Source organism: Paenibacillus rigui (genome assembly GCF_002234615.1).
GTDB classification, from domain to species: Bacteria; Bacillota; Bacilli; order Paenibacillales; family NBRC-103111; genus Paenibacillus_S; species Paenibacillus_S rigui.
In genome coordinates, this window is sequence record NZ_NMQW01000045.1 from 1 (window position 1) to 23,207 (window position 23,207).

Here is a 23,207-nt window from a genome sequence, read left to right on the forward strand (position 1 = left end):
CGTGAGATCCCCACCCCCTCTATTCGGCGGCAGCGTCAATGGTGTACAAGAGACAGCCGTTAAGCCCTCCAGCGCCGATGGTACTTGAACCGCAGGGTTCCGGGAGAGTAGGACGTCGCCAAGCACAACATTCCCTGATAGCTCAGTTGGTAGAGCACTCGACTGTTAATCGAGTTGTCACAGGTTCGAGTCCTGTTCGGGGAGCCATTTTACGGCCCGTTGGTCAAGGGGTTAAGACACCTCCCTTTCACGGAGGTAACAGGGGTTCGAATCCCCTACGGGTCACCATTTTATTATATTCCAGTTATGGAGGCTTAGCTCAGCTGGGAGAGCATCTGCCTTACAAGCAGAGGGTCGGCGGTTCGATCCCGTCAGCCTCCACCATCTATTCTTAAATATAACGCGGGGTGGAGCAGCCCGGTAGCTCGTCGGGCTCATAACCCGAAGGCCGCAGGTTCAAATCCTGCCCCCGCAACCAATTTGTTTTTGAAGCGCCTTGCTTTAAAAACACTCGTGTGGAGCCGTGGTGTAGAGGCCTAACATGCCTGCCTGTCACGCAGGAGACCGCGGGTTCGAATCCCGTCGGCTCCGCCATTTATATCAAGCAGAGCGTAAGGCTCGGTAGCTCAGTCGGTAGAGCAGAGGACTGAAAATCCTCGTGTCGGCGGTTCGATTCCGTCCCGAGCCACCATTTTCTTGATAAAGTTATGCCGTTGTAGCTCAATTGGTAGAGCAACTGACTTGTAATCAGTAGGTTGGGGGTTCAAGTCCTCTCGACGGCACCAGTAGTATAACTCGGAGGCTTAGTGAAGTGGCTAAACACGGCAGACTGTAAATCTGCTCTCATCGAGTTCGGTGGTTCGAATCCATCAGCCTCCACCATTTTTAGTAAGAGCCATTAGCTCAGTTGGTAGAGCACCTGACTTTTAATCAGGGTGTCGTAGGTTCGAATCCTACATGGCTCATTGGTTTTGCGGTCGTGGCGGAATTGGCAGACGCGCTAGATTCAGGTTCTAGTGGTGTAACAGCCGTGGAGGTTCGAGTCCTCTCGACCGCACCAATTTGCGGAAGTGGCTCAGCGGTAGAGCATCGCCTTGCCAAGGCGAGGGTCGCGGGTTCGATTCCCGTCTTCCGCTCCATTCAATATTTGGCGCCATAGCCAAGTGGTAAGGCAGAGCTCTGCAAAAGCTTTACCCCCAGTTCGAATCTGGGTGGTGCCTCCATTCTCATGTTCCCTTAGCTCAGCTGGATAGAGCGTTTGACTACGAATCAAAAGGCCGGGAGTTCGAATCTCTCAGGGAACGCCATTATTTTTAAAGTAACATCAGCAAGCCGGTATGGCGGAATTGGCAGACGCGCGCGACTCAAAATCGTGAGGGAAACCGTGGGGGTTCAAGTCCCTCTACCGGCACCATAATCATCGGGACGTAGCTCAGCTTGGTAGAGCACCTGGTTTGGGACCAGGGGGTCGCATGTTCAAATCGTGTCGTCCCGATAACAGGAAGTGAGAAAACCGCGATGCTTCGCGGTTTTTTGCTGTATAAAGGACGCAATATGTTGTAAAGACATGGAGAGGCCCTGGCCTTCTAGAGGAAGGCCCATGCGCTGGGAGCCTTTGCGCGAAAGGGCAGTAGTTGGGACGTCCGTGTCCCCAACAAATCAAGACGCTTTGAAACCATTGCAGGAGTGGGGATGAAGCGTCTTTTTTGTGCAGAAATTGATACGGTCCTGTGGGAGTGGCGTGCTTATCCCTTGATTTTTCCCTTGATATACGTGTCTTTTTGCAATTTTGACTATTAGGGAATACTATGGGAATAGGGTGAAAACTATTGCAGAAAAGAGTGGGGAACAGCATGTTTTTACGAAACGAAAGCTTGAAGCAATATATAAAATTATATCCCGTCACGACGGTATTGATCTGTGTACATCTGATCGTGCTGGGCCTAATGGAATGGACCGGGTCTTCTCAAGATGCTGAGACGCTGCTTCGCTTCGGAGCCTTGTTTGATTTACCGGGCATGACACCGGAATGGTGGCGTTATTTGACAGCGATGTTTGTGCATATCGGCTTCGCTCACATGTTCTTCAACAGCTTTACGCTGTACGTTTTTGCACCGCCGCTTGAGAGAATGCTGGGCACATGGAGATATTTGTTGTTTTATATTTTATCCGGGATTGCAGGTAATTTGGCCAGTGCGTGGCTGCATCCGGATCACTTCATTTCTGCCGGGGCATCCGGAGCGATTTATGGGGTGTACGCGGCGTACTTGTTTCTTGCAATTTTCCGTAAGGATATCATTGACCGTCAAACGAAGCAAACGATCATTACCATCCTGGTGATCGGATTTTTGCAATCGATTATCGTTCCACATATTGACTTGTACGCGCATTTTGGCGGATTTGTCGGCGGGTTGATTGTTATGGGCTTGATCTCTTTATCCATACAAAGAAGGCAAAAGCGTCACCAGGAGGAGCAAAGACAGCAAGCCTCAGAGGGATAACTTGACAGGATATGAAAATACTGGGTTGACTTGCTTGTCGAGGCCATGATAAGATGGCTTCAACTTAAACGAACAAGCTTGTGAATCTTTCTATGCTTTGAATTCCAATCCGAAAGGAGTAAGAACAATGATTAGACATCAGCTGCAGTATTCGAACGCATGCCCTTTTAATTTTCATGCTTATCACAAAATCATAGCCAGCAGTCTAAGTAGATTTGTTCTCGCTCCCAGAAGTGAATGGGGAATCCTGATAGCGGCATAAGCAAGCTTTTCAGGTCAAGTGTAAACGAACTCATACGACTTACAAGGCTGTTGGACACGGCGACTTTTCTTTAGGCTTAGGCAAGCGGAGAAAAGTTACGTGATTCGGCAGCCTTTTTTGGTATGAAAGCACATTTTGAAGGATGGTCAAGCTGTTTAGGTTTGGGTTACAGGCTTATCCGCTCGTTACGGGTGATCATATTGCCGTTGTGTCGAATAAACTAGAGTAGATAGCAAATGATATGTCTTATGGAGAGCATGGCGAGAAGGTAACGCAGGCGGTTGGTTCGTTAACTAACAACGAAAGGATGAATGTACATTGTACAGGTGACGACTATGACACGAAAAGAAGGAATGACCATGAACCCGGATCTGAGATTTCAGAACATTACGGAAAGCAAGCTTTCGTTCGATGAGGTGGTTCATCGTATTCTGCGGTTTATGGCTCAAGACCCGAAGGCGCATTTTCATTTTGCGATCGGGACTGACAGTCAAGTGCATCAAGGCTGCACGAAGTTTATAACGGGCATTATTATCCGGAGGCTGGGGAAGGGGGCCTGGGCATGCTACCGGCAGGTGATCGTTCCTAGAGAGCTGACCTCATTAAAAGAGAAGCTGACGATGGAAACCTCGCTTTCGCAGGAGATGGCCTGTTATTTTTCTGTGGATGCTGTACGGCGAATGGAAGAGCAGCTGCTTCCCTACGTGTACCAAGGGGCTGTGCTTGAAACGTTTATCGATATTGATGCAGGGACCGAGCCATTCGTGAACAAGACGTCCCTTTATGTACAGGAGATGGTGGCGCGAGTGGAGTCTATGGGCATGTACGCTGCACGTGTAAAACCTGATTCTTACTGTGCTTCCTCCTACGCCAACCGATATACCAAGAAGCCGGTTCGACGCAAGGTAATGTAATCACTTTCGACAACATATCCCAGCAGCAGTGATGTGGAATCCGTACGACAGTTCGTTATAACGAAACTTTCCGGTTGACCCCCATTGACATATACTGGATTCCAGCTTTATGATGAATGTAACTTAAATGAAAGGAGGCCGATGAATTATGCATGCAATCACGATTCCTTTGAATACAACTACACAATATTGCTCATCCATCGGTCTCGAACGGGATCTGTGACGAACAGAAAATGATGGTGAAATCGTTCTTTGTATAGAACATTCCGCAGTTACTGTTTGAACGGCCATGGATGAGGAGTCCATGGCTTTTTTGCGTTCGGAACCCGTTTGGGGGCTATGCCTTATTCAGGCAGAACCGCAGGCTATCATGGCTTGCGGTTTTTTTAGTTCATCTGGAAAGATGGCGAAGCCATTTCTACAACAGAGAGGAACATGTTTTTATGATACTTAATGATTACTATCGGCAGGTAAGTCTGCCGGCAGGTCTGCTGCATATTTATGCAAGCCCATCGCTGTACGAGGCTCTGGACTACAAAGTGCTGGAGATGGCGAATAACAACCTGCAAATACCGAACAACCAATATATGAGCTATACCCCTGATGTTCATGTCGGCGTGGGTACCTGTATTGGGACGACGGCAGTTTGGAGCATGGATGACGGTTATGTGTCGCCATCCATCGTAGGAAGCGATATTGGCTGCGGGATGCGGGTGCATTTGACGAATGTGCATCGCGACGAGCTGAAGGAAGTGAAGCTTCGGCGTAAGCTGGTGAAGGCGATTGAAAAGGTGCTGCCGGTAGAGGATCATACCCGCGGCCATTTCTCGGACATCCGATTGGAATCCATTGTGACGAAGGGGCTGCACGGGCTGCCCAAGAAGTATATTCCCGACGGCTATACGCCCCGCAAGGCGACTGCACTAACGCATGTGGAGCGAAGCAAGTTCCAGGTGGACGCTGAGGTGTTGAACCGGTTTCCGGACAGCGTATGGCATCGTTCGCACCGGCAGCTTGGGACGCTTGGTAACGGCAATCATTTTGCAGAAATTCAAGCGATCGAAATCGCTGAAGAGAACCGCGAGGTGGCCGAGGCATGGGGAATGTTCGATGGGCAGGTCGCCGTTATGATCCATTCCGGCTCGCGTGCTTGGGGTGGCTCGGTCAATCAGTATTGCAGTACGGAGATAGCCAAATTGATGAAGCGGAGCGGCCTCGGTACCGCAGACCCGAAGCTGTTGTACGCTCCGCTATCGGAGGAAGCTGCTCAGACGTATGTCGAGCTGATGTACTCCGCATTGAATTATGCCGTCGTCAACCGGCATTTGATTGCCTACGCGATAAGAGAGGCGGGCAGGGAAGTGTTCGGCTCGAAGTTTGAAATGACGACATTGTACGATCTGATGCACAACTATGCTTGGGAGGAAAAGCATGAAGGCCGCTCCTGCTTGGTTCATCGCAAGGGAGCGACCCGGGCGCTGCCACCGGGCCACCCGGATAATCCGCAGCCGTACCGGGAGACCGGGCACCCGGCGTTGATTCCAGGCTCGATGGGCACAGCATCCTACATCATGGTAGGACGCCCCGGGGGGAGTGACAATTATTACTCCATCTGCCATGGAGCAGGCCGTATCCGGTCCCGAAGCGCCACGAAAAGGCTCGTAACGCTCGATGAATTCGCCTCGTCCTTGCGGGTAGGAACGGATGAAGAAATTGTAGTGAATCAGCGGTCCTTGGAGTCGATCCTGGATGAATCGCCGCAAGCCTATAAAGATGTGGATCAAATCATCGAGAGTGTCGTTGGAGCCGGGCTGGCCGGTGTGGTGGCCAAATGCAAGCCTCTGGCGACGGTTAAAGGAGCTTAATATTGAAAAAAATAAATCAATTTATGGAAATGGAAATCCCGAAGACTACAGCTATTATCAAACCTTCAAAGGATAGCGGGAATCATGCCCAGCGTCAAACCCTATATGAGGACTATTCTCAAATTGTTCAAGGAATAGAACAGGCACTTCAGGAAAATTACGGTCAGCCGTTCGAATTGTTTGTCAGTGAAGACGGGAATGAGGATTATTGGGAGCTGTTGGAGCAGGATCTAAACTCGGAAGGAAGCGGTGCGGAGGTTGTAGGTCCGATATTCGCGTATGTGGAGGCAAAGGGGTTCGCCTACGCCCCTGAGGAAGGAGCGTATGTTTACCGAACCCTGCCTACGCTGCGGAACAATTTATTCGCTTACCCGGCATGGGGAGTAGCGATGGCACGTGTACCTGTCTTCCGGGCACAAGGGATTTTTTCCGAAGATTTCATTTGGGCAGTGGATGAATCGAGGCTGAAGCATTTTCTGGCATATACGCGTCAGCGGCGCCGCGATCTGGACCGGTGTGAGGTCACTGTGTTTACGGATGGGCCTCATGGTGTAGAAAAAGAGCTGACGCCGATTACCCGGATGGTTGAACGGGAAGAGGTCGTGATGAGCCGGGACGTGAAGGAGGAAATTTACCGCTCCATTGATCAGTTTTTTGCAGAGGATCGGAGCTTTTATCAGGAATACGAAATTCCGTATAAAAGAGGAATCCTGCTTTATGGGAAGCCGGGGAACGGCAAAACGACCTTGGTCAAGTCGATCGCTGGAAGCGTGAAGGCTCCGGCAGCTTATTGGCAAATTACCGAGCATACTTGCAGCGATACGATTCAGGAGGTTTTTCATAGCGCAGTACGGATGGCCCATATGATCCTGATTATTGAAGACATCGATTCTATGCCGCAGCAGGCACGTTCTTATTTCCTCAACACATTGGATGGGGCGACCTCGAAGGAAGGGATTTTTTTGATAGGAACGACGAATTATCCCGAGAACATCGATCCGGCGCTGATGAACAGGGCAGGAAGATTCGATCGGGCCTACGAAATCAGGCTGCCGGATGCCGAACAGCGCCGGCTGTATCTCACGCACAAAGGGCTGCATAAGCTGGCGGGAGCCGAGAAGGTTGAGGAAGCGGCACGATTGACGGCTGGTTTCACCTTCGCCCAGTTGAATGAATTGTATGTATCGGCTGCGCTGGAATGGCACTATGAGCATACGGCTAACGTGGACGTCCTTATTAAGAAAATGAAAGCAGAGCTGGATAAAGGCCGAACCCAAAGCTGGAATCGGGAAGAGGAAACAGAGCGGCGTGTCGGATTTCTGGCGATGTAAGCCGGATTTGGAAGAGCGGATCAACAAGGAAATAAGAGATAAACGAATGGAATCGTCATGGCAGGAACAGATCTAGCCAGGTCATGGGATGGAGAATAGAGGAAAGAAGAAAGGATGTTTAATCATGTTAACTAAAAATCAGGAAATCAGCTTAAGCAAATTCATGACGAAGCTGCTCCGGCATACACCGGAGGCGTTCGGCTTGAGGCTGGATCCGGAGGACGGCACCTGCCGGGTCGAAGAGCTGCTGCAGGTGCTCCGTTCTGAGCCGCGATGGAGGGCTGTCACGCTTGCGGATGTGGAGCAGGTCGTACGCCATTGTGAAAAACAACGGTTCGACCTCACGGATGGGAGTATTCGGGCCCGTTATGGACACAGTCGTGCAAAGGTCAGCTACCCTGTGCAGGTCCCTCCGAAGGTGCTGTATCACGGGACGAATGCTCAGGCGGCTCCGCTAATTGAAAAAGAAGGCCTTCGGCCGATGGGACGCCAGTACGTCCATATGTCCGAGGGCTTGCATTTCGCTACGCTTGCCGGACAGCGCAGAGGGGAGCTTGTCATGCTGCTTATCGATACGGAAGCAGCCCGCCAGCAGGGGGTTGTCTTTTACAATGCAGGGCATGAAGTGTGGCTGGCCGATGCCGTTCCTGCTGCGTGCACCAGCAAGTACCCGAACGAAGAAAGCGGGGCAGGGCAAAATGAATGATCAGATCATAGATATCGGTGTGAATCTGACGCACCGTTCGTTCGCATCCGACCGCGATGACGTTGTCGCCCGGGCACAAGCAGCGGGTGTGGCGCCGATGATTATGACCGGAACGAGCATCAGGAACAGCGAGGAGGCCGCACGTTACGCGGAGCGGTTCCCGGGGGTGTTATACAGTACGGCGGGAATCCATCCGCACGATGCGCGCAGCTGCGGTCCGGATACGCCGGCCAAGCTGCGCAAGCTGGCCGCTCTTCCGCAGGTGGTGGCCATCGGTGAGTGCGGTCTCGATTACAATCGGGACTTCTCGCCGCGCGATGTCCAGCGCCGTTGGTTCGAGGAGCAGGTAAAGCTGGCATGCGAGCTGGAGCTCCCGTTGTTTTTGCATGAGCGCGAAGCGCACTACGACTTTGTGAAGGTGCTGAAGCCTTATTTGCCGCGCATCCGGCGGGCGGTCGTCCATTGTTTTACCGGCTCGGCTCAGGAGCTGCAGCTGTATTTGAATATGGGCTTCTACATCGGCATTACAGGATGGATCTGCGATGAGCGCCGCGGCAAGCATTTGCGCGAAATGGTGAAGCGGATTCCAACGGATCGCCTGATGCTGGAAACGGATGCCCCGTTCCTGACGCCCCGCGATTTGGAGCCGAAGCCGAAGGATGGGCGCAATGAGCCGGCTTTTTTGCCGCATATTGTAAATGCCGTGGCGGGCTGTCTTGGGAAGACGCCGGAGGAAGTGGCGGCAGCCGCCACGGAAACGGCAAAGTCGTTTTTCGGCTTGGCCGATAGGAAAGTATGAGCTCTTCATACTTTTACTTCGGACTATTTTGATAAACACACGCTGTCTTGAAGGACCGCGAGCTAAGTATTCGGGCCGGGGACAGGTGAAGCACGAAAAAAAGAGGAAAGCCAGAGCTCTCTGAAGGATGGGAGAGCCCTGGCTTTCTGCTTGATGCGCTAGAATAGGAAGCTAAACGTGTGTGGATTTGACCGGCCGCCCGCTGCGCCGCAACAGACGCCAGGGCTTCGCGCGCTTCCGACCAGATGCTTCAAGCCAAGGCCCGCAGGCCTGCCTAGCTGCCTCGTACCATGGCGGTTGCGCCGGTACGGGACAGCTCCAGGATGCCGTAAGGCCGGAGCAGCTCGACCAGCGCCTCAATTTTGCTGAGATCGCCGATGGCTTGAATGATCAGATTGCTCGGTCCGACGTCGATGACGGACGCTCGGAATGTTTCCACGACACCGACAAGCTCCGGCCGCTGGGCCGGCTCGGCCTTGACTTTAATCAGGGCAAGCTCCCGTGCGACCATCGGATTCGTGCTGATGTTCGATACCTCGATGACATCGATCAGCTTCATCAGCTGATGCTGTACTTGCGTGATCGTTCGCTCGTCGCCAGTCGTAACGATAATCATCCGGGATAATCCGGGCTCCTCGCAATGGCCTACGGTAATGCTGTCGATATTGAAGCCGCGGCGGCCGAACAATCCGGATACCCGCTGCAGAACGCCGGGCTGATCTTGAACCAGGATAGCAATCGTATGCTGTCTATGTGTACTCATTCGAAATCCCCCAATAACATTTGATCTAGTGCGGTTCCACTGAGAACCATCGGAAACACATTCTCATGCTTCGGAACGATGAACTCCACAAGCACCGGTCCCGGTGTATCCAGCGCTTCCTGCCATGCCCGACGGGCTTCCGCCTTCGTGCGGGCCCTCAGGCCTTTGAGCCCGTAAGCTTCCGCAAGCTTGACGAAGTCGGGGCTTCCCGCCAGATCGATATGGCTGAATCGCTGTTCATGAATGATCTCCTGCCACTGCTTTACCATGCCTAGCACCTGGTTATTGATAACAACGATTTTTACCGGAATGTTGTGAATGGCGCAAATCGCCATCTCCTGCGCACACATCTGCATGCCGCCGTCTCCGTTGACCGATATGACTAACCGGTCGGGGTTTCCTACCTGTGCGCCAATGGCAGACGGGAAGCCGAAGCCCATGGTACCCAAGCCTCCGGAGGTAAGAAGAGAACGGGGGCGGTTGAACCGGTAAAACTGCCCTACCCACATTTGATGCTGCCCTACGTCGGTCGTGACGATGGCCTCACCATGGGTTGTTTCATGCATCATTTCGATGACGAACTGAGGCTTGAGCTCGTCTTCCGTATCCTTATAGCGCAGCGGATAATCAGCTTTGTTCTGCTGAACTTCAGCCAGCCAAGCCGCGGAACGGGCCGATTCGGCGTGCTGGTTCGCATACGTGAGCAGCGATTTGATATCGCCGACGCAAGCGATGTCGGTTTTAACGTTTTTGCCGATTTCGGCAGGATCGATATCGAGATGCGCGATCGTCTTGGCTTTGGGCGCAAAGCCGTTCAAGGCCATCGTCACCCGATCATCGAAGCGGGAGCCGATAGAAATGATCAAATCGGCGTTCTGGATCGCCGTATTGGCGGTATAGGCGCCATGCATGCCCGCAAGGCCCATGAACAGCGGGTCCGCGCTCGGAAATCCGCCCAGCCCCAGGAGGGTCGTGGCTACAGGAATTTGCGTCCGATGGACGAATTCGATCAGCTCCTCGGAAGCGTTGGAGTAGACGACACCGCCGCCGGCGAGAATAACCGGTCTCTCGGACTGCTGTATGACTTGAAGCAGCCGCTCGATCTGATCGGTATCCGGCTCAGGGGCCCCTCGATAACCGCGGATATCCAATTCAGGCGCTTGTCTATAGCGCATTTGTTGGTTCGATACATCCTTGGGAATGTCGATCAGCACCGGTCCCTTGCGGCCCGTATTCGCAATGTAGAACGCTTCATGGATAATCTGCGGCAAGTCCTCAACGCGGCGCACCAAGTAGCTGTGCTTCGTGATCGGCATCGTAATGCTGACGATATCCGCCTCCTGAAAAGCATCGGTCCCCATCACCGTCGTAGGCACGTTGCCCGTGATGATAACCAGAGGTACGGAATCCATGTAGGCCGTTGCAATGCCTGTTACCAGATTGGTGGCACCCGGACCCGAGGTCGCCAGGCACACGCCGACTTTGCCGGTGGAACGGGCATAGCCGTCGGCCGCATGGATCGCCCCTTGCTCATGCCGGGTTAAAATATGCTTGAAGTCCGGGTTGCCGACCATCGCATCGTAAATATAAAGCACATTCCCTCCGGGATAGCCGAAGACGCATTCCACCCCCTCCTGCAGCAAGCCTCGCAAAAGGATCTCAGAGCCTGTCACAAGCTCCTCCTGCGGAGTAAGAGAATGAGCATCTCGTTCTGTCGTAGCATGGTGTAAAGGTTTCATGGTATGGCCTCCTCCAAAAATAAAATTCGTCCCTTCAGTCCAAAGCAGACGTCGCCAGCTGTTGGACTTGAGGGACGAAAAGGAACATTTTCGCGGTACCACCCTGATTCGCCGTGAACCTCGCGGTCCCGGCCTCATGAGGTAAGAAAGCCTTACCTGCAGCACGATAACGTGTGCCCATCCGTTCGAGCCTATGCACCGTGACCTGGTGTTGCGGGTCAGGCTTTCGGTCGACATGCTCCGAGATGACATCGCACAAGGGATTAAGGCAAAGGTTTCAGCGTTTCCTCTGCTCTCTGGACATAAGAGCCCTTGGTTTTAACTCTCTTCATCGCAAAGTTATGAAAAATAACAAAACCCCTCTCATTCCAAAGCGCAGCAGCATCATGCTAACGCTAAGGGACGAAAGGGGTTAACTTTTCGCGGTACCACCCTGATTCACCGGAAGCTTCGCAGCTCCGGCCTCATGAGGTAAGGATTTCCTTACCTGCAAGCACGATAACGTGTGCTATCCCGGTTGAGTCTACACACCAAGCGACCCGGAAACAAGACGGCAGGGGGCTTCGGCTTTCGGTCAACATGCTCGGAGACGACATCACACAAGGGATTAAGGCAAAGGTTTCAGCGTTTCCTCTGCTCTCTGGACATAAGAGCCCCCGGTTTTAACTCTCTTCATCGCTAGCATATGGATAAAACAACAAAACCCCTTTCATTCCAAAGCGCAGCATCATGCTAACGCTAAGGGACGAAAGGGGTTAACTTTTCGCGGTACCACCCTGGTTTACCGGCAGCCTTGCAGCTCCGGTCTCAAGAGGTAAGGAGGCTCCTTACCTGCAGCACGATAACGTGTGCTCAATCCGTTCGAGCCTACACGCCAAGCAGCCGCTAAAGTCAGGCGGGCTTCGGCTTTCGGTCAACAGCTCGGAGACGACATCACGCAAGGGATTAAGGCAAAGGTTTCAGCGTTTCCTTCGCTCTCTGGACATAAGAGCCCTTGGTTTTAAATCTCTTCATCGCATAGGAAAAATAATATTGTTACATATCATACCATAAAAAATGATTTTTTCAAGCAGGCGGACGAAGGTTTATATAAAATTCATGTTTCCTTGAAAAGCTGCAGGTTGCGGCTTAGACGGATACCCCTTAGAATCACAGTATAGTCTATTTCATTGGAGGACCCGGGACATGATCTATACGAAATCAATGCTGATGGAGCAATTGGAGCAGTTGGGAGTTAACCCTCAAGGTACGGTGCTCATGCACTCGTCCATGAAGAGCTTGGGTGAAGTCGAGGGCGGGGCGGATACGGTTCTGGATGCTCTGTCTGACTATATGAAGGACGGGCTGCTCGTGCTGCCGACCCACACGTGGTCTTACATTCAAGCGGATAATCCCCGATTTGACGTGGAGCAATCTTCCTCGTGCGTAGGCATTCTCACCGAGCTGTTTCGCAAGAGACCCGGCGTGGTCCGCTCCTGGCATCCTACGCATTCGGTGGCGGCGCGGGGCAAGGATGCGGCAGCTTTTACCGCAGGAGACGAACGGTTCGATACGCCATGTGCCAGAGGCTCGGTCTGGGGGAAGCTGCTGGACCGGAAGGCCACGATTTTATTGGTTGGCGTCGATTTACGACGGAATACATTTATGCACGGCGTTGAGGAATGGCTGGACATTCCGGGACGAATGACGGATGGCCATGAGCTGCTGTACACGATCACACCCGATGGTACGGAAATCGAAGTCCCTTCGCGCAGACATTGCGGATTGTCTTGGTCGCAGCATTTTTGGAAGGTGGAGGACGTGCTGGAGCAGCGGGGCGCGATGTTCAAAGGACAGCTCGGGGATGCCGTTGTGCGTGTGTGTGATGCGGTGAAGCTGGAGGCGGTTTTGTCCGAGATGCTGCGTGCGGTCCCGGACCTGTTCTCCGATAATGAACCGATGGAGGAGGCGCTTCGGGAGCGGTTCCTCCCGTCGTAAGCGGGTTCCGCGGAACGCAGAGAGATGGCCATCAGGCAGCCGCCTCTCTATACCGGGATGAAGGGATCAGAGCCGAGGCCCACCGTAGCGCTGGAGCGCCTTGGTCGCCGACTCATACATCCGCGAACGGAGGTAGCCGCTTTCCTTGATACGGATTCTTTTGCCCAGGAAGCGAGCCTTGGAGAGCACATACTCGCTTTCATTTTGCAGAAAAGTAAGCCGGACTGCATATGTATCGTTCACCGCGTCATACTCCACTTCTTTTTCAAAGCAGGAGAAAGCATACAAAATTCTGGACAGCTCCCGGTTGTATTCGCGTACGACCTCGATGACGGCCGAGGTTTTTTGGTTATCGATCAACTCTTCAATCACAGCCAGCAGCCTGTCCGCTTCTGCTTGAGGCAGCGGATGCGGCTGGATACCGGCAATATGCTGCAGCCGGGTGCTCATCAGGGAACGATTGCGGAGGTTGTACCACAGCAAATACCACTCTCTTTTGACCATAGAGTATTCCAGCTTATAAGGAAAACCGGGCTGATCGCTCACCAGGCGGCCGCCTTTGATACGATAGCTCATCAGAATTGCGTTTTGAGCGGCTATTTGCTTGCGAAGCGGGCGAAGATGGGGGTGATACACCTGTCTTTCCTCGCTTCTTGCTTTTTCCGTGAAGCCGACGGACAGAGCTAATGGGGAATCCTCGTGTAGAAGGGCACGCAGCTTATCCATGGTGGCAGCCGTGAATGCATCCGCAGCGGACGGGTGGTTGAGCATGGTCTTCAGCCAGCTCCGTTCGTGGTGCGTCACTGTACACGTACCCGAATCCTCAAGGCGGGATAAGACCTGGTAATTAAATATTTTCTCGAACAGGCTCATAGTAGGCTTGAAGCTCCTTCCACTCAGCAATCATTTCCCGGCGAAACGAAGCCGGCTCCAAAACCTCGCAGCTTGATCCGAAGCTTCGCAGCCATGGCTTGATCTCTATCGTTCCGTTTACCGTAATTTCGAACACAAAATCGGTCTTCGTTTCTTCGACGATCCGCCCCCATTGCCCTTGCAGCAGCACCCGGTCCTTTACAAAGTTGGGCTGCTCCCCTTCGGGATTGTAAAAGCGCGCTCGTACCGTGACAGGCCTTCCCGTATCGATTAACCAGCTGTGCTGCGTCTTATGCTCCAACTCGCTGAGGCATGCCGTAAATTGCTCCTCCGTTACAGCCTCGTCCTCCTCGATTTGGGTAATGCCTTCCATTCTGAATTTCCGCAAGCCTTCCCGAGTATGGTTGGCCAGCAAATACCACCGGCCATATTGATGATCATAAACGACCTTCAGCGGGAGCGTCGTTTCCTGTTTGCCCTCGGATTCCCGTTCGAACAGCGGGTTGGTGTTGCGGGAGGCGTAGCTTTTCTGCGCCTTGGGCGAGAAGTACATAAACCGCACCCTGCGGCGGGATTGTATCGCATTCAGCAGGGTGAACAAATGGGCTTCATCCAAAATGCGGGAGTAGTAATGATATTTATATAAAAAAGGCAGGGCCGTACCGACGGCTGATTCCTCCCTGCTGCGGTTCAGCGCTTTCTTGATGCCGTCGCGCAGCAGCAGGCCTTGCACGGAGGGTACCTGTGTATTTGCCATAATGTCGACGAAGTCGTACAGCTCTAACAGCTCTTCCGTTGTGAGCTCATTTACCAGGTCGTTGTGCAGCATATACTTGTAGGGGCGAGGGCCTGCAAGCTTGCGGATCACCCCGACCGTCTCCAAATATTTGAGATCCTGACGGATCGTTTTCTCGTCGGGCATGGCCAATTCTGCAGGCAAGCCGCTGCAGCAAGCATCGAGCAGCTCCATGGCTGTGAGCGCCTGGTCCTGCATTGCCGCCAGAAGGAGCGAGATGCGGTGGCTTTCGGACTCCTTGAGCGATTTGGCGCGAAAGAGGAACAGCAGCATCGGGTCCGCCGAGTCATAGTAGCTGTAGCGGATCGTTTCCGCAAGCTCTTTGCCCTGCTCCTCAGGCAGCTGCTGGTACACGGTTTGGACGATGTCTTTGAGCCGCCGGATCGTCTTATCGAACGTATGCACGGAAATGCCGAGTCTATCGGCAAATTGCTGCCTGCTGTAAGCCCCGCTGGTGAGAACCATCATGCGTAAAAATTGAATTTCTTTATCAAAGCTTTCCTTGGCCATGGGTTTCCTCCGATTTCCATTCCTTGTTCCTATTGTAACAGGGGAGACAAATGGAGAAAATGGAAAAGTTTCTCTCGTGTCGTAATACTTTCGCCATGTTCGTAGTACAAGTTACGGATTATGATTACATTGTGAGGTCGGCACCGAAGAGTGAAGGCAGCACAGTATCATGATCGAGGCGCCAGGAAGGGTTACTTCGCCTGTTAAGCGACATGTCGTTGGTTCGAGTCCAACTTCTGCCCAAGGCAGAATAGCTCAGATGGTAGAGCAGTCTGTTCCTTTCCGCTCCTCTTCCTCGATCATGAAGATGATAAGTCCAACCGAAGCGAGGCGCCTGAAAGGGATCCTTCGACTTTTATTGGGAAAAGTAATTGAGGGTGCGAGCCACCCAAAGGCCTTTTCGACCTTTTCCTCGCTTCGATTTCCAAAGAATACCCCACCATGTTTCAGAGAAACTACATGCTTACGAAGTTAGCTTTCCTACGGAAAGCTTTTAGGAGGTAACCCCCATGAGCTTTGCTAAAAAATTATTCGGCACGATGAAGCCGACAACCCGTAACAAAGACGGATACCCAGCCTACACACGCTCCTTGGAAGAGCAGTACGTGCAGACGCTGATGACGAATACATTAACGAACACATTTTATGCCGATCAAAAGGAACTGCTCGCCGACGCCGAACAGCTTCATCACGATATGGCTGCAGCGAACCCGCAGTTTATGGCCAAGGCGATCGTTTTCGCGAGGAATGAAGGGCTGATGCGGCTCCAGCCGCTGTTCGGACTTGCCATTTTATCGGCTTACCGGACAGACCTGTTTGCGCTTATTTTTCTTCAAGTGATCCGTTACCCTTCCGATCTGTTTGATTTCCTGACCATCCTTCAAGGAATGGGGCGCGGAGAAGGAGGGAGGGCCGTGAAACGTCAAGTGAACCGGTTTCTGGCTGGCATATCGGAATATTGGGCTGTAAAATATAACGGCCGGGGTCGCGGCTACAGCCTGGGAGATGCTATAGCCACCGCCCATCCGAAGCCTGCGGATCTGAAGCAGCAGGCGCTCTACCGCTATTTGCGGGGGCAGGAGGCGAACCTGGCGTTATTGCCTCAGGTGAATGCGCTGGAGCAATTGAAGCAGGCGGAGACAGAGGAGGAGCAGCTCGTCTGGATTGAGCGGGGGAAGCTGCCTTATGAAACGGTGACAGGAGCCATGAAGCCATCCCGGGCTGTGTGGAGCGCATTGCTGCACCAAATGCCCGCATTTGCCTTGCTGCGTCATTTGAACGCGCTTCAACGGGCAGGCGTGTTCGAGGATAAGGATCAACTATCGTATGCTATCGGGCGATTGACGGATGTGGAAAGCTTGCGCAAAGCAAAAATTTTGCCTTTCCGCTTTGCAACGGCTTATCGTCAAGTGGACCATCCCGAGCTGCGCGATGCGCTGCGTCAATCAGTAGACCTGACCTTCGGCAATTTACCGGAGCTAGGGGAACGGACGGCTATTTTTCTTGATGTTTCGGGATCGATGCAAGGAGATTATTTGGAGATCGGTTCGATTTTTGCGTTAGCGCTGTACAAGAAAACGCAGGGCAGCTCTCTATTCTGGTTGTTTGATACGGAAGTGACGGATGCCAAGCCATCACGGTACGACAGTATTCTCAGTCAAGCGGAGCGTATCCGCGCCAGAGGCGGGACGGATACGGGAGCTCCCGTACGCAAGCTGACGAAGGAAGGATGGAAGGTTGACCAAATCATCATGATCACGGATGAGCAGCAGAACGGCGGGAGCCCGTTTTATGAAGAGCTGCGGAGGTACCGCACGAAGGTAAACGCGGAAGCCAAAGCATTTATCGTGGATATTTCGCCTTACCGGTCTGCGATGGTTCCACCGGCAGACCCGCAAACCTTTTATATTTACGGCTGGAGCGACACCATTCTTTCCTATATCGCACAGTCGGTGAAAGGCTATGCGACGATGATCGGGAGGATCGAAGGCATACAGCTTGAAGAAGAAGTTTTAACATGAATCAGCGATAAGGAGTAGATACAAGATGGCATATCAGGATATACAAGGAGTTCGCGTGTGGGGACAGCCCGATACAGGGGCGCTTGCCCAAGCCGTTACTTGCTCGGAGACGGGCCAAGCCATTCAAACGCTTTTGATGGCGGATCACCATAAAGGGTACAGCCAACCGATCGGGGGCGTTGTCGTGTATGATGGGCAAATTTCTCCCTCCGGCGTCGGCTACGATATTGCTTGCGGCAATAAAGCCGTGAGAACGAATCTGCTCGCGACGGATATCAAGCCTCAGCTTGCGGGAATCATGGATCGGATCGCCCGTAAAATATCATTCGGCATTGGACGCGTGAACAGCGAAAAGGTCGACCACGAGCTGTTCGACGACCCTGACTGGGCCGTATACGGCGCCGTCGGGAAGCAGGAGCATGACAAGCTGAAGACACTGGCACGCGACCAGCTCGGAACCGTCGGCAGCGGGAATCATTTTGTTGATTTGTTCGAGGAACCGGCTACGGGGAGACTGTGGGTCGCCAATCATTTCGGCAGCCGGGGGTTCGGACACAAGACGGCCAGCGGGTTCATCAATTTGGCGGCAGGACGCTCTTTTCTCGCTAACGCCCCGGGAGAAAAGATGGATCAGGCCCCGGTTCTGCTTCAGCTAGATAGCGAGCTGGGCGATATGTACTATCGAGCGATGAAGCTCGCCGGACGCTACGCTTATGCCGGACGCGATTATGTCATCGAGCAGGTGCTTGCCGTTCTCGGTGCGGAGGCTGATATGGAAGTGCATAATCATCATAATTTTGCATGGAAGGAGCAGCACGAAGGGCGGGAAACGGTTGTTGTGCGCAAAGGCGCCACCCCGTCGGCGCCGGGACAGATCGGCTTCATCGGAGGGAGCATGGGCGACATCTCCGTTATTGTTCGCGGGAAGGATACGGCCGAAAACCGCGCTGCTTTTTACAGCACGGTGCACGGAGCGGGACGCGTGATGAGCCGAACCCAGGCGGCAGGGAAAATGAACTGGAAAACCCGAACCCGTTCGGGCGGGCAAATTACGACCGAGCAAATGCTTCGTGCCGTGGAGGCATTCGGGGTGGAGCTTCGCGGAGCGGGAACGGACGAAAGTCCGTTCGTCTACCGGAAGCTGCAGGATGTGCTCGACGCGCATGCAGAAACGATTGAAGTGCTGCATGTACTGAAGCCCATAGGCGTCTGCATGGCGGGCGCGGATGAGTTCGATCCGTACAAGGACTAAGCGTATGCCGAAGCTGCTCTAATATCGTTTGACTATGAATTCGAGGCTGCCTCTGCCTTCATTGAGGGGCCTCATTTCCTTTTGCCGGGATTATAAAGGACACGGAGGTACCTTGGCCCTCCTTGCTTTGAATGGATAGCCCCTTGCCGTACATTTGCGTCAGCCGCCGGTTCGTGTTGAACAGTCCGATGCCGCCCGTCCCTTTCTTCACCGGATGCTCCAGCACATCCCGGATCCCCTCGGCTTGCATTCCCTTGCCGTCGTCCTTCACCTCAATCACCGTACAATCATCCTTCCTCAGTATACGGACGCATACCGTCCCTCCCTCGGCCTGGCTCAGAACACCATGCTTGACCGCATTTTCAACGAGCGGCTGGATCGTGAGCGGTGGAAGAAGCAAGGCGGAATCCTCTGAATCTCCCTCCCATACGATGTTGAGCCTGTCGCCAAAACGCTCCTTTTCAATATAAAGATACGCGCGTACAAGCTCGAGCTCGTGAAGAAGCGAAACCAGCTTGCCTGAGTTTAAAAAATGAAAGCTGATGCGCAGGTATTCAATAAAAGCATCACCGAGCTTGCGCATTCTGTCGGTGTCCAGGTCCCCCAACGCCATGATGGAGTTCAACGTATTGAACAGAAAGTGAGGCTGGATTTGCGCCTGCAGGTACGCAGCCTCCATGCGCAGCCGTTCATGGATCGACTGCTTCAAGCTGGTCAAGGAGCGGATGCGGTATTTGAGCTCCAGGGCGTCGACCGGTTTGGCAACATAGTCGTTAGCGCCGGACTTAAACCCGGCATAAATGTCCGCAGGCTCACTGCGTGCAGTGAGCAGGAGCACGGGAAGCTCGGAGACGGAAAAGCGCTCCCTGATCCTTCGTGTCAGCTCGTAACCGGACATGAAAGGCATCATCACGTCGGCTACAATCAGGTCCCAAGGCTGCGTATCCAGCAATTCCAACGCTTCGTTCGCCGATGCAACCAATTTGACATTGTACGCTTCTGTCCTAAGGATGCCGGCAAGCACCTTCAGATTCACCGGATCATCGTCGACGGCAAGGATGTTGGCTTTAGCGTCATCAGCGTAAGTCAAAGATTCAGGCTGCAAGGAGGGGAACTCGCCGGCCGGATTTTCCGGCAGGAGCTGCAATGTGGAAGCCGCTTCCAGGTAGTGGTCCAGCTGTGCATCCGGAAGGCTGGACAGCTCCGCTACCGGAAGCGAGAAGCGGAACGCGGAGCCCTTGCCCGGCTCGGAGCGAAGCGTCATTTCACCGCCATGGAGCTCCACGAGCTCCTTGCAAATACTTAGGCCGAGCCCGATGCCGCGGCCATCGTTTTTACCGTCAAGTCCCTGCTCATAGCGTAGAAACACACGGGCCTGCGTCTCTTCGTCCATGCCGGCTCCCGTATCGGACACCTGAATAACGGCCTGGCCGTTTTCGACGAGGGCAGAGACGGTAACCGTTCCTTCTGCCGTATATTTAAGCCCATTGTGCACCAGATTGAATAAAATTTGCACCAATCGTTTTTCATCCGCCAAAATCCGCGGCATGGATTCCGGAACGCTCATTTCCAGCCGGACGGCTTTGCCCCCGGTCATATAACCAAGCATGCCGAAAATGCCGGAAATGATCGGCTGGAGAGCCAAAGGCTCCTTCTTGAGCAGGATGCGTTTCTCTCGGAGCCGGACGACATCGAGCAAATCGTCCACCATGTGCGACATGCGGTTGCTGATCGTGACGAGAAGCCGCATATCCTCCAGGATTTTGGCGTCGATCACGTCCCGCTTATCGGTTATGATGCTTTGGGCGATATTCATAATGCCGTGCAGCGGTGTTCTCAGTTCGTGCGAGGTATTGGCAAGAAACTGGTCCTTCAGCTTATCGGACTCCTTCAGCTGAGCTGTAAGTTTCGCGTTTTCCTCGGCATTGCGGAAGTATCGCTTGAACCAGTAAGCCGAGAAGACGATGATTGCCGCGATCAGATCGATCGGATAATACACACTGTTGGAGGCTCCCCAAAGAATGCTCGAGGCAATACTCATGATCGCAAGCAGCAAATAGATAGAGTCGGGCTGTTTGCGCAGCACCATCCTCACGGCTAAATAAACAAACCAGGCGAGCGGGAAAAAGTACAGAAAAGCGAAAATCTTGGCTTCCCTGGAATAATAAATGAGCCAAGGCGGTACGACCAGTACGAACGCGGAATAGAGAATGAGCAGCAGGAGATACGCCCGAAACAGACGGCGGCCTTCCATTTTGCCGAAAAAGATCCGGGTCAAATACAAAATAAAAAAGGAAACCCACATGTAGGAGAACAGCCTGATCTTTTGCATCCACATATAGTTGATGGGAAACCAATTTTGCAATACATGGTCGTTGTCAGACACAACCGTGAGCACTGCTGCGGTTAAAAGCAGCAGACAGAAAGCAAGGAATGTTTTTTCACGCCGGTTGAACAGGTATAAGATACAGGTGTATAAGGCATGCAGCATCAGGATAAGGCATGAAGCAAGCTGGAAGCCGATGGAATACCAGCGCAAGAAGTCGACGGATCCCTGCGAGCCAAAGCGAATGGATTTAGCAATGCCGCCGTAAAACGGATGCTCGAAATTGGCGACGCGAACGAGCAGCTCGATTTCCTGAACTCCTGCCTCTGCAGTATAGGAAACTGCGTATGAAATATTTCCTGGTGTATAGGATTGTACCTGTGATGCAGGATGACCGATTTCTTTTTGCTTCTGGCCGTTGATTTCCACAGCGGAGGAGGATTGGATGCTTTGGAACCAGAGGGCGTAAGGCTGGTCCAAGGGCGAATCGACCAAAATACGCAGGCGGTAGGTTCCGTAGCCGTACGATAAATCCGTATCTTCCGGAAACGCGCTGCGCCAATCTCCCGGCACTTGAACATAACGGGAAGCGGGAGCCGAATGCTTGCCAGTGTCCTCATTTGAAATGAAGGACGAAGGGTACAGCTCCCATTCGCCGTCAAGATCGATGGCGGGTGACGTCTCAAAGTTCCAGCCGCGCATGTCCAGCACGCCCTGCACAGCATGGGGATGCTCGGGATTGGGAAACGCCTCGGACCAAAGCCACCGAAAGCCTAAAAGGACGATAAGAAACATTGTGACAGTGACAATATATTTTAGGGATGTTTTGTAAAATATCGTTTTCATACCGGATACATTCGACATGAATTGAGGTTATTCCTTGTTCAATCGCCGGGGTTGGCCGAAATTGCGAATATGGCGAAGCGGGGGCGTCGGCAGGGCGGAGCCTGGCGGATTGTGAAGGCTGAATAGGCGAAAAGGGACTAAAGACTGCCGACGCGGCTGTCTTTTTTTGGTATCATAAATAAGGGAAATGATGAATAACATGGAAAGCGTTGAGCGTGGAATTTATTCTATTTTACGAGAGGTACAAGATGAATTATTTAACAGAATCTTATGTAGACGGCTTGGCGCTGAACGGCGCAGCGATGAAGAATGGGAAGGATTTGGCCAGAAAGAACAGCTTTCCTAAGCTCCGCAAGTCTCCGGACGGGGAGCTGTTGTTCGGGGAATGCAAAGGAAGCGGCAAGGAGCCGTACCGGTGCTCAGCCGATTTCGTCAAGCCGGACAGCCCGGTGTTCCGCTGCTCTTGCCCAAGCCGCCAGTTTCCATGCAAGCATATTCTGGGGCTGTTGTATGCATATACGGCGGGTCAAGCCTTTGATACCGAGGAGATTCCTCCAGATATTGCTGAGAAACGCGAGAAGGCAGAGAAGCGCGAGGAGAAGAAAAAAGAAGCCGCCGCATCGGCAGGCAGCGATACAGAGGCTGGAAAAAGCAAGCGCAAAACGAATAAAAATGCGCTGGTCAAAAAAATCGCAGCCCAGCTCGAAGGGCTGGACCTGCTGGAGAAGCTGGTACACCAGCTGGTGCAGTCGGGATTGGGCAGCGTAGACGCCAAGACGTTGAAGATGCTTGCCGAGCAGTCGAAGCAGCTGGGCAACTACTACATACCGGGCGTGCAGGCGGCCTTTAAACAATTGCTGCTGCAGCTGGAAGCCCAGGACAATAAAGAAACGATCTACACGCTAGCGGTAGAGCAGCTCACTCTGCTGCATACCCTGATCAAGAAGGGGCGGGAGCATCTGATCCAACGGATGGCCGATCCGGACATGCCGATGGATACGGAAACCACGCTGGAGGAATGGCTAGGCCATGCCTGGCAGCTCGCGGAGCTTCGGGAGCACGACCGGGTGCAGAAGGAGACCAAGCTGCTGCAGCTGTCCTTTCGCTCTTACACCGATGAAGCCAGGGGCGAATATGTGGACGAAGGGGTTTGGATGGAGCTGCAGTCGGGACACATTCATATCACGCGGACGTACCGGCCTTTTCGTGCGGCGAAATTTATCCGTGAGGACGATTCGGTCTTTGATGTGATACAACCGACGGAACTGTTTGTATACCCGGGAGAGCTGAATGCGAGGATTCGCTGGGAGGAAGCCTCATTCCGCCCGGCACAGCCGGACGACTATGTGTCGGTACAGAGCCGAGCACGGTCTTCTTACCCTGAGGCGGTGAAGCAGGTGAAGAACCAGATCAAGAACCCTTTGTCGGATAAGCAGCCTGTGCTGCTGCTGGCGTTTGATGAAATTCAGCAGTCCGAGGAGGAAGATTTGTTTATTCTGCTGGATCCGCAGGGGAAATCGCTGGTGCTGGCCGACCTGCCGGGTGAGCAGGAGAGGACGACTCCGCTGCTCCCGCTGCTGCCGAAGGAGGCCTTGAAAGGGCAGACGATGCTGGTGAAGTTCGGGCATGATATGAAGCTGAACCGCTTGGCTGCACAGCCGCTGAGCATCATTACACCGACAGAGGTTATCCGATTGCAATATTGATGTTCAAGGACTGGAGTCGA

At 53.1% G+C, this 23,207-nt stretch carries 15 protein-coding genes and 15 tRNA genes; 25 read left to right on the forward strand and 5 right to left on the reverse strand.

The genetic code is table 11. The features are described from left to right. Positions 1-131: 131 nt before the first annotated feature. The 21 genes from CF651_RS25180 (at position 132) to CF651_RS25280 (ending at position 8,378) form a co-directional block, all read left to right on the forward strand. Positions 132-207, forward strand: a tRNA-Asn gene (locus tag CF651_RS25180). Between the two features lie 6 nt (positions 208-213). Further along, positions 214-288 (forward strand) — tRNA-Glu (locus CF651_RS25185). Between the two features lie 20 nt (positions 289-308). Beyond that, positions 309-384 (forward strand) — tRNA-Val (locus CF651_RS25190). Between the two features lie 17 nt (positions 385-401). Next, a tRNA-Met gene (locus tag CF651_RS25195) sits at positions 402-478 on the forward strand. Positions 479-517: 39 nt separating this feature from the next. Then, a tRNA-Asp gene (locus CF651_RS25200) sits at positions 518-594 on the forward strand. Positions 595-615: 21 nt separating this feature from the next. Next, positions 616-691, forward strand: a tRNA-Phe gene (locus CF651_RS25205). A gap of 18 nt (positions 692-709) precedes the next feature. Beyond that, positions 710-785: transfer RNA gene (locus tag CF651_RS25210), tRNA-Thr, on the forward strand. A gap of 12 nt (positions 786-797) precedes the next feature. Continuing rightward, positions 798-882: transfer RNA gene (locus CF651_RS25215), tRNA-Tyr, on the forward strand. 10 nt (positions 883-892) lie between these two features. Further along, positions 893-965 (forward strand) — tRNA-Lys (locus CF651_RS25220). An 8-nt stretch (positions 966-973) separates the two neighbouring features. Continuing rightward, a tRNA-Leu gene (locus CF651_RS25225) sits at positions 974-1,060 on the forward strand. Between the two features lie 4 nt (positions 1,061-1,064). Further along, positions 1,065-1,139: transfer RNA gene (locus tag CF651_RS25230), tRNA-Gly, on the forward strand. Positions 1,140-1,149: 10 nt separating this feature from the next. Further along, a tRNA-Cys gene (locus tag CF651_RS25235) sits at positions 1,150-1,223 on the forward strand. 7 nt (positions 1,224-1,230) lie between these two features. Next, positions 1,231-1,307, forward strand: a tRNA-Arg gene (locus CF651_RS25240). A 24-nt stretch (positions 1,308-1,331) separates the two neighbouring features. Beyond that, positions 1,332-1,414 (forward strand) — tRNA-Leu (locus CF651_RS25245). Positions 1,415-1,421: 7 nt separating this feature from the next. Next, positions 1,422-1,495: transfer RNA gene (locus CF651_RS25250), tRNA-Pro, on the forward strand. Positions 1,496-1,853: 358 nt separating this feature from the next. Continuing rightward, the gene (locus tag CF651_RS25255; RefSeq protein ID WP_094017649.1) at positions 1,854-2,501 is read left to right on the forward strand and encodes a rhomboid family intramembrane serine protease; all 648 of its coding nucleotides are present in this window, start codon (positions 1,854-1,856) and stop codon (positions 2,499-2,501) included. A 597-nt stretch (positions 2,502-3,098) separates the two neighbouring features. Beyond that, on the forward strand, positions 3,099-3,677 hold the full coding sequence (locus tag CF651_RS25260) for a ribonuclease H-like YkuK family protein (RefSeq protein ID WP_245856149.1): 579 nt from the start codon (positions 3,099-3,101) through the stop codon (positions 3,675-3,677). 443 nt (positions 3,678-4,120) lie between these two features. Next, positions 4,121-5,542: an RtcB family protein gene (locus CF651_RS25265; RefSeq protein WP_179232988.1), complete on the forward strand. Its 1,422-nt coding sequence runs from the start codon at positions 4,121-4,123 to the stop codon at positions 5,540-5,542. A 2-nt stretch (positions 5,543-5,544) separates the two neighbouring features. Further along, positions 5,545-6,873: an AAA family ATPase gene (locus CF651_RS25270; protein ID WP_245856150.1), complete on the forward strand. Its 1,329-nt coding sequence runs from the start codon at positions 5,545-5,547 to the stop codon at positions 6,871-6,873. A 124-nt stretch (positions 6,874-6,997) separates the two neighbouring features. Next, positions 6,998-7,579 (forward strand): RNA 2'-phosphotransferase, encoded by a 582-nt coding sequence (locus CF651_RS25275; RefSeq protein WP_094017651.1) that lies wholly within the window; start codon positions 6,998-7,000, stop codon positions 7,577-7,579. Then, positions 7,572-8,378, forward strand: a complete 807-nt coding sequence (locus CF651_RS25280) for a TatD family hydrolase (RefSeq protein WP_094017652.1) — start codon at positions 7,572-7,574, stop codon at positions 8,376-8,378. The genes CF651_RS25275 and CF651_RS25280 overlap by 8 nt, the downstream gene beginning before the upstream one ends. 274 nt (positions 8,379-8,652) lie before the next feature. Here the strand turns inward: CF651_RS25280 and ilvN are convergent, their stop codons facing one another. Both ilvN and ilvB read right to left on the reverse strand, forming a co-directional pair. Next, positions 8,653-9,141, reverse strand: a complete 489-nt coding sequence (gene ilvN, locus CF651_RS25285; protein ID WP_094017653.1) for an acetolactate synthase small subunit — start codon at positions 9,139-9,141, stop codon at positions 8,653-8,655. Further along, the gene (gene ilvB / locus CF651_RS25290) at positions 9,138-10,880 is read right to left on the reverse strand and encodes a biosynthetic-type acetolactate synthase large subunit (RefSeq protein ID WP_094017654.1); all 1,743 of its coding nucleotides are present in this window, start codon (positions 10,878-10,880) and stop codon (positions 9,138-9,140) included. The genes ilvN and ilvB overlap by 4 nt, the downstream gene beginning before the upstream one ends. Positions 10,881-12,065: 1,185 nt before the next feature. Between ilvB and CF651_RS25300 the strand changes: the two genes are divergently transcribed. Beyond that, positions 12,066-12,857 carry an AAC(3) family N-acetyltransferase gene (locus CF651_RS25300; protein WP_425436325.1) on the forward strand — a complete coding sequence of 264 codons (792 nt, stop codon included), beginning with the start codon at positions 12,066-12,068 and terminating at the stop codon, positions 12,855-12,857. A gap of 66 nt (positions 12,858-12,923) precedes the next feature. On the opposite strand, the gene CF651_RS25305 is transcribed toward CF651_RS25300, so the two are convergent. Further along, the gene (locus CF651_RS25305) at positions 12,924-13,730 is read right to left on the reverse strand and encodes a WYL domain-containing protein (RefSeq protein WP_094017656.1); all 807 of its coding nucleotides are present in this window, start codon (positions 13,728-13,730) and stop codon (positions 12,924-12,926) included. Beyond that, a complete protein-coding gene (locus CF651_RS25310) occupies positions 13,705-15,036 on the reverse strand; it encodes a WYL domain-containing protein (protein WP_094017657.1) in 1,332 nt (443 codons plus the stop codon). The genes CF651_RS25305 and CF651_RS25310 overlap by 26 nt, the downstream gene beginning before the upstream one ends. 509 nt (positions 15,037-15,545) lie before the next feature. Between CF651_RS25310 and CF651_RS25315 the strand changes: the two genes are divergently transcribed. Further along, positions 15,546-17,057 carry a TROVE domain-containing protein gene (locus tag CF651_RS25315; protein ID WP_094017658.1) on the forward strand — a complete coding sequence of 504 codons (1,512 nt, stop codon included), beginning with the start codon at positions 15,546-15,548 and terminating at the stop codon, positions 17,055-17,057. Positions 17,058-17,082: 25 nt separating this feature from the next. Beyond that, positions 17,083-18,309, forward strand: coding sequence for an RtcB family protein (locus CF651_RS25320; RefSeq protein ID WP_094017659.1), 1,227 nt, complete (start codon positions 17,083-17,085; stop codon positions 18,307-18,309). 58 nt (positions 18,310-18,367) lie between these two features. On the opposite strand, the gene CF651_RS25325 is transcribed toward CF651_RS25320, so the two are convergent. Further along, the gene (locus CF651_RS25325) at positions 18,368-21,499 is read right to left on the reverse strand and encodes an ATP-binding protein (RefSeq protein WP_094017660.1); all 3,132 of its coding nucleotides are present in this window, start codon (positions 21,497-21,499) and stop codon (positions 18,368-18,370) included. Between the two features lie 230 nt (positions 21,500-21,729). Between CF651_RS25325 and CF651_RS25330 the strand changes: the two genes are divergently transcribed. Then, positions 21,730-23,187 carry an SWIM zinc finger family protein gene (locus CF651_RS25330; protein ID WP_094017661.1) on the forward strand — a complete coding sequence of 486 codons (1,458 nt, stop codon included), beginning with the start codon at positions 21,730-21,732 and terminating at the stop codon, positions 23,185-23,187. The last annotated feature ends 20 nt before the right edge of the window (positions 23,188-23,207 follow it).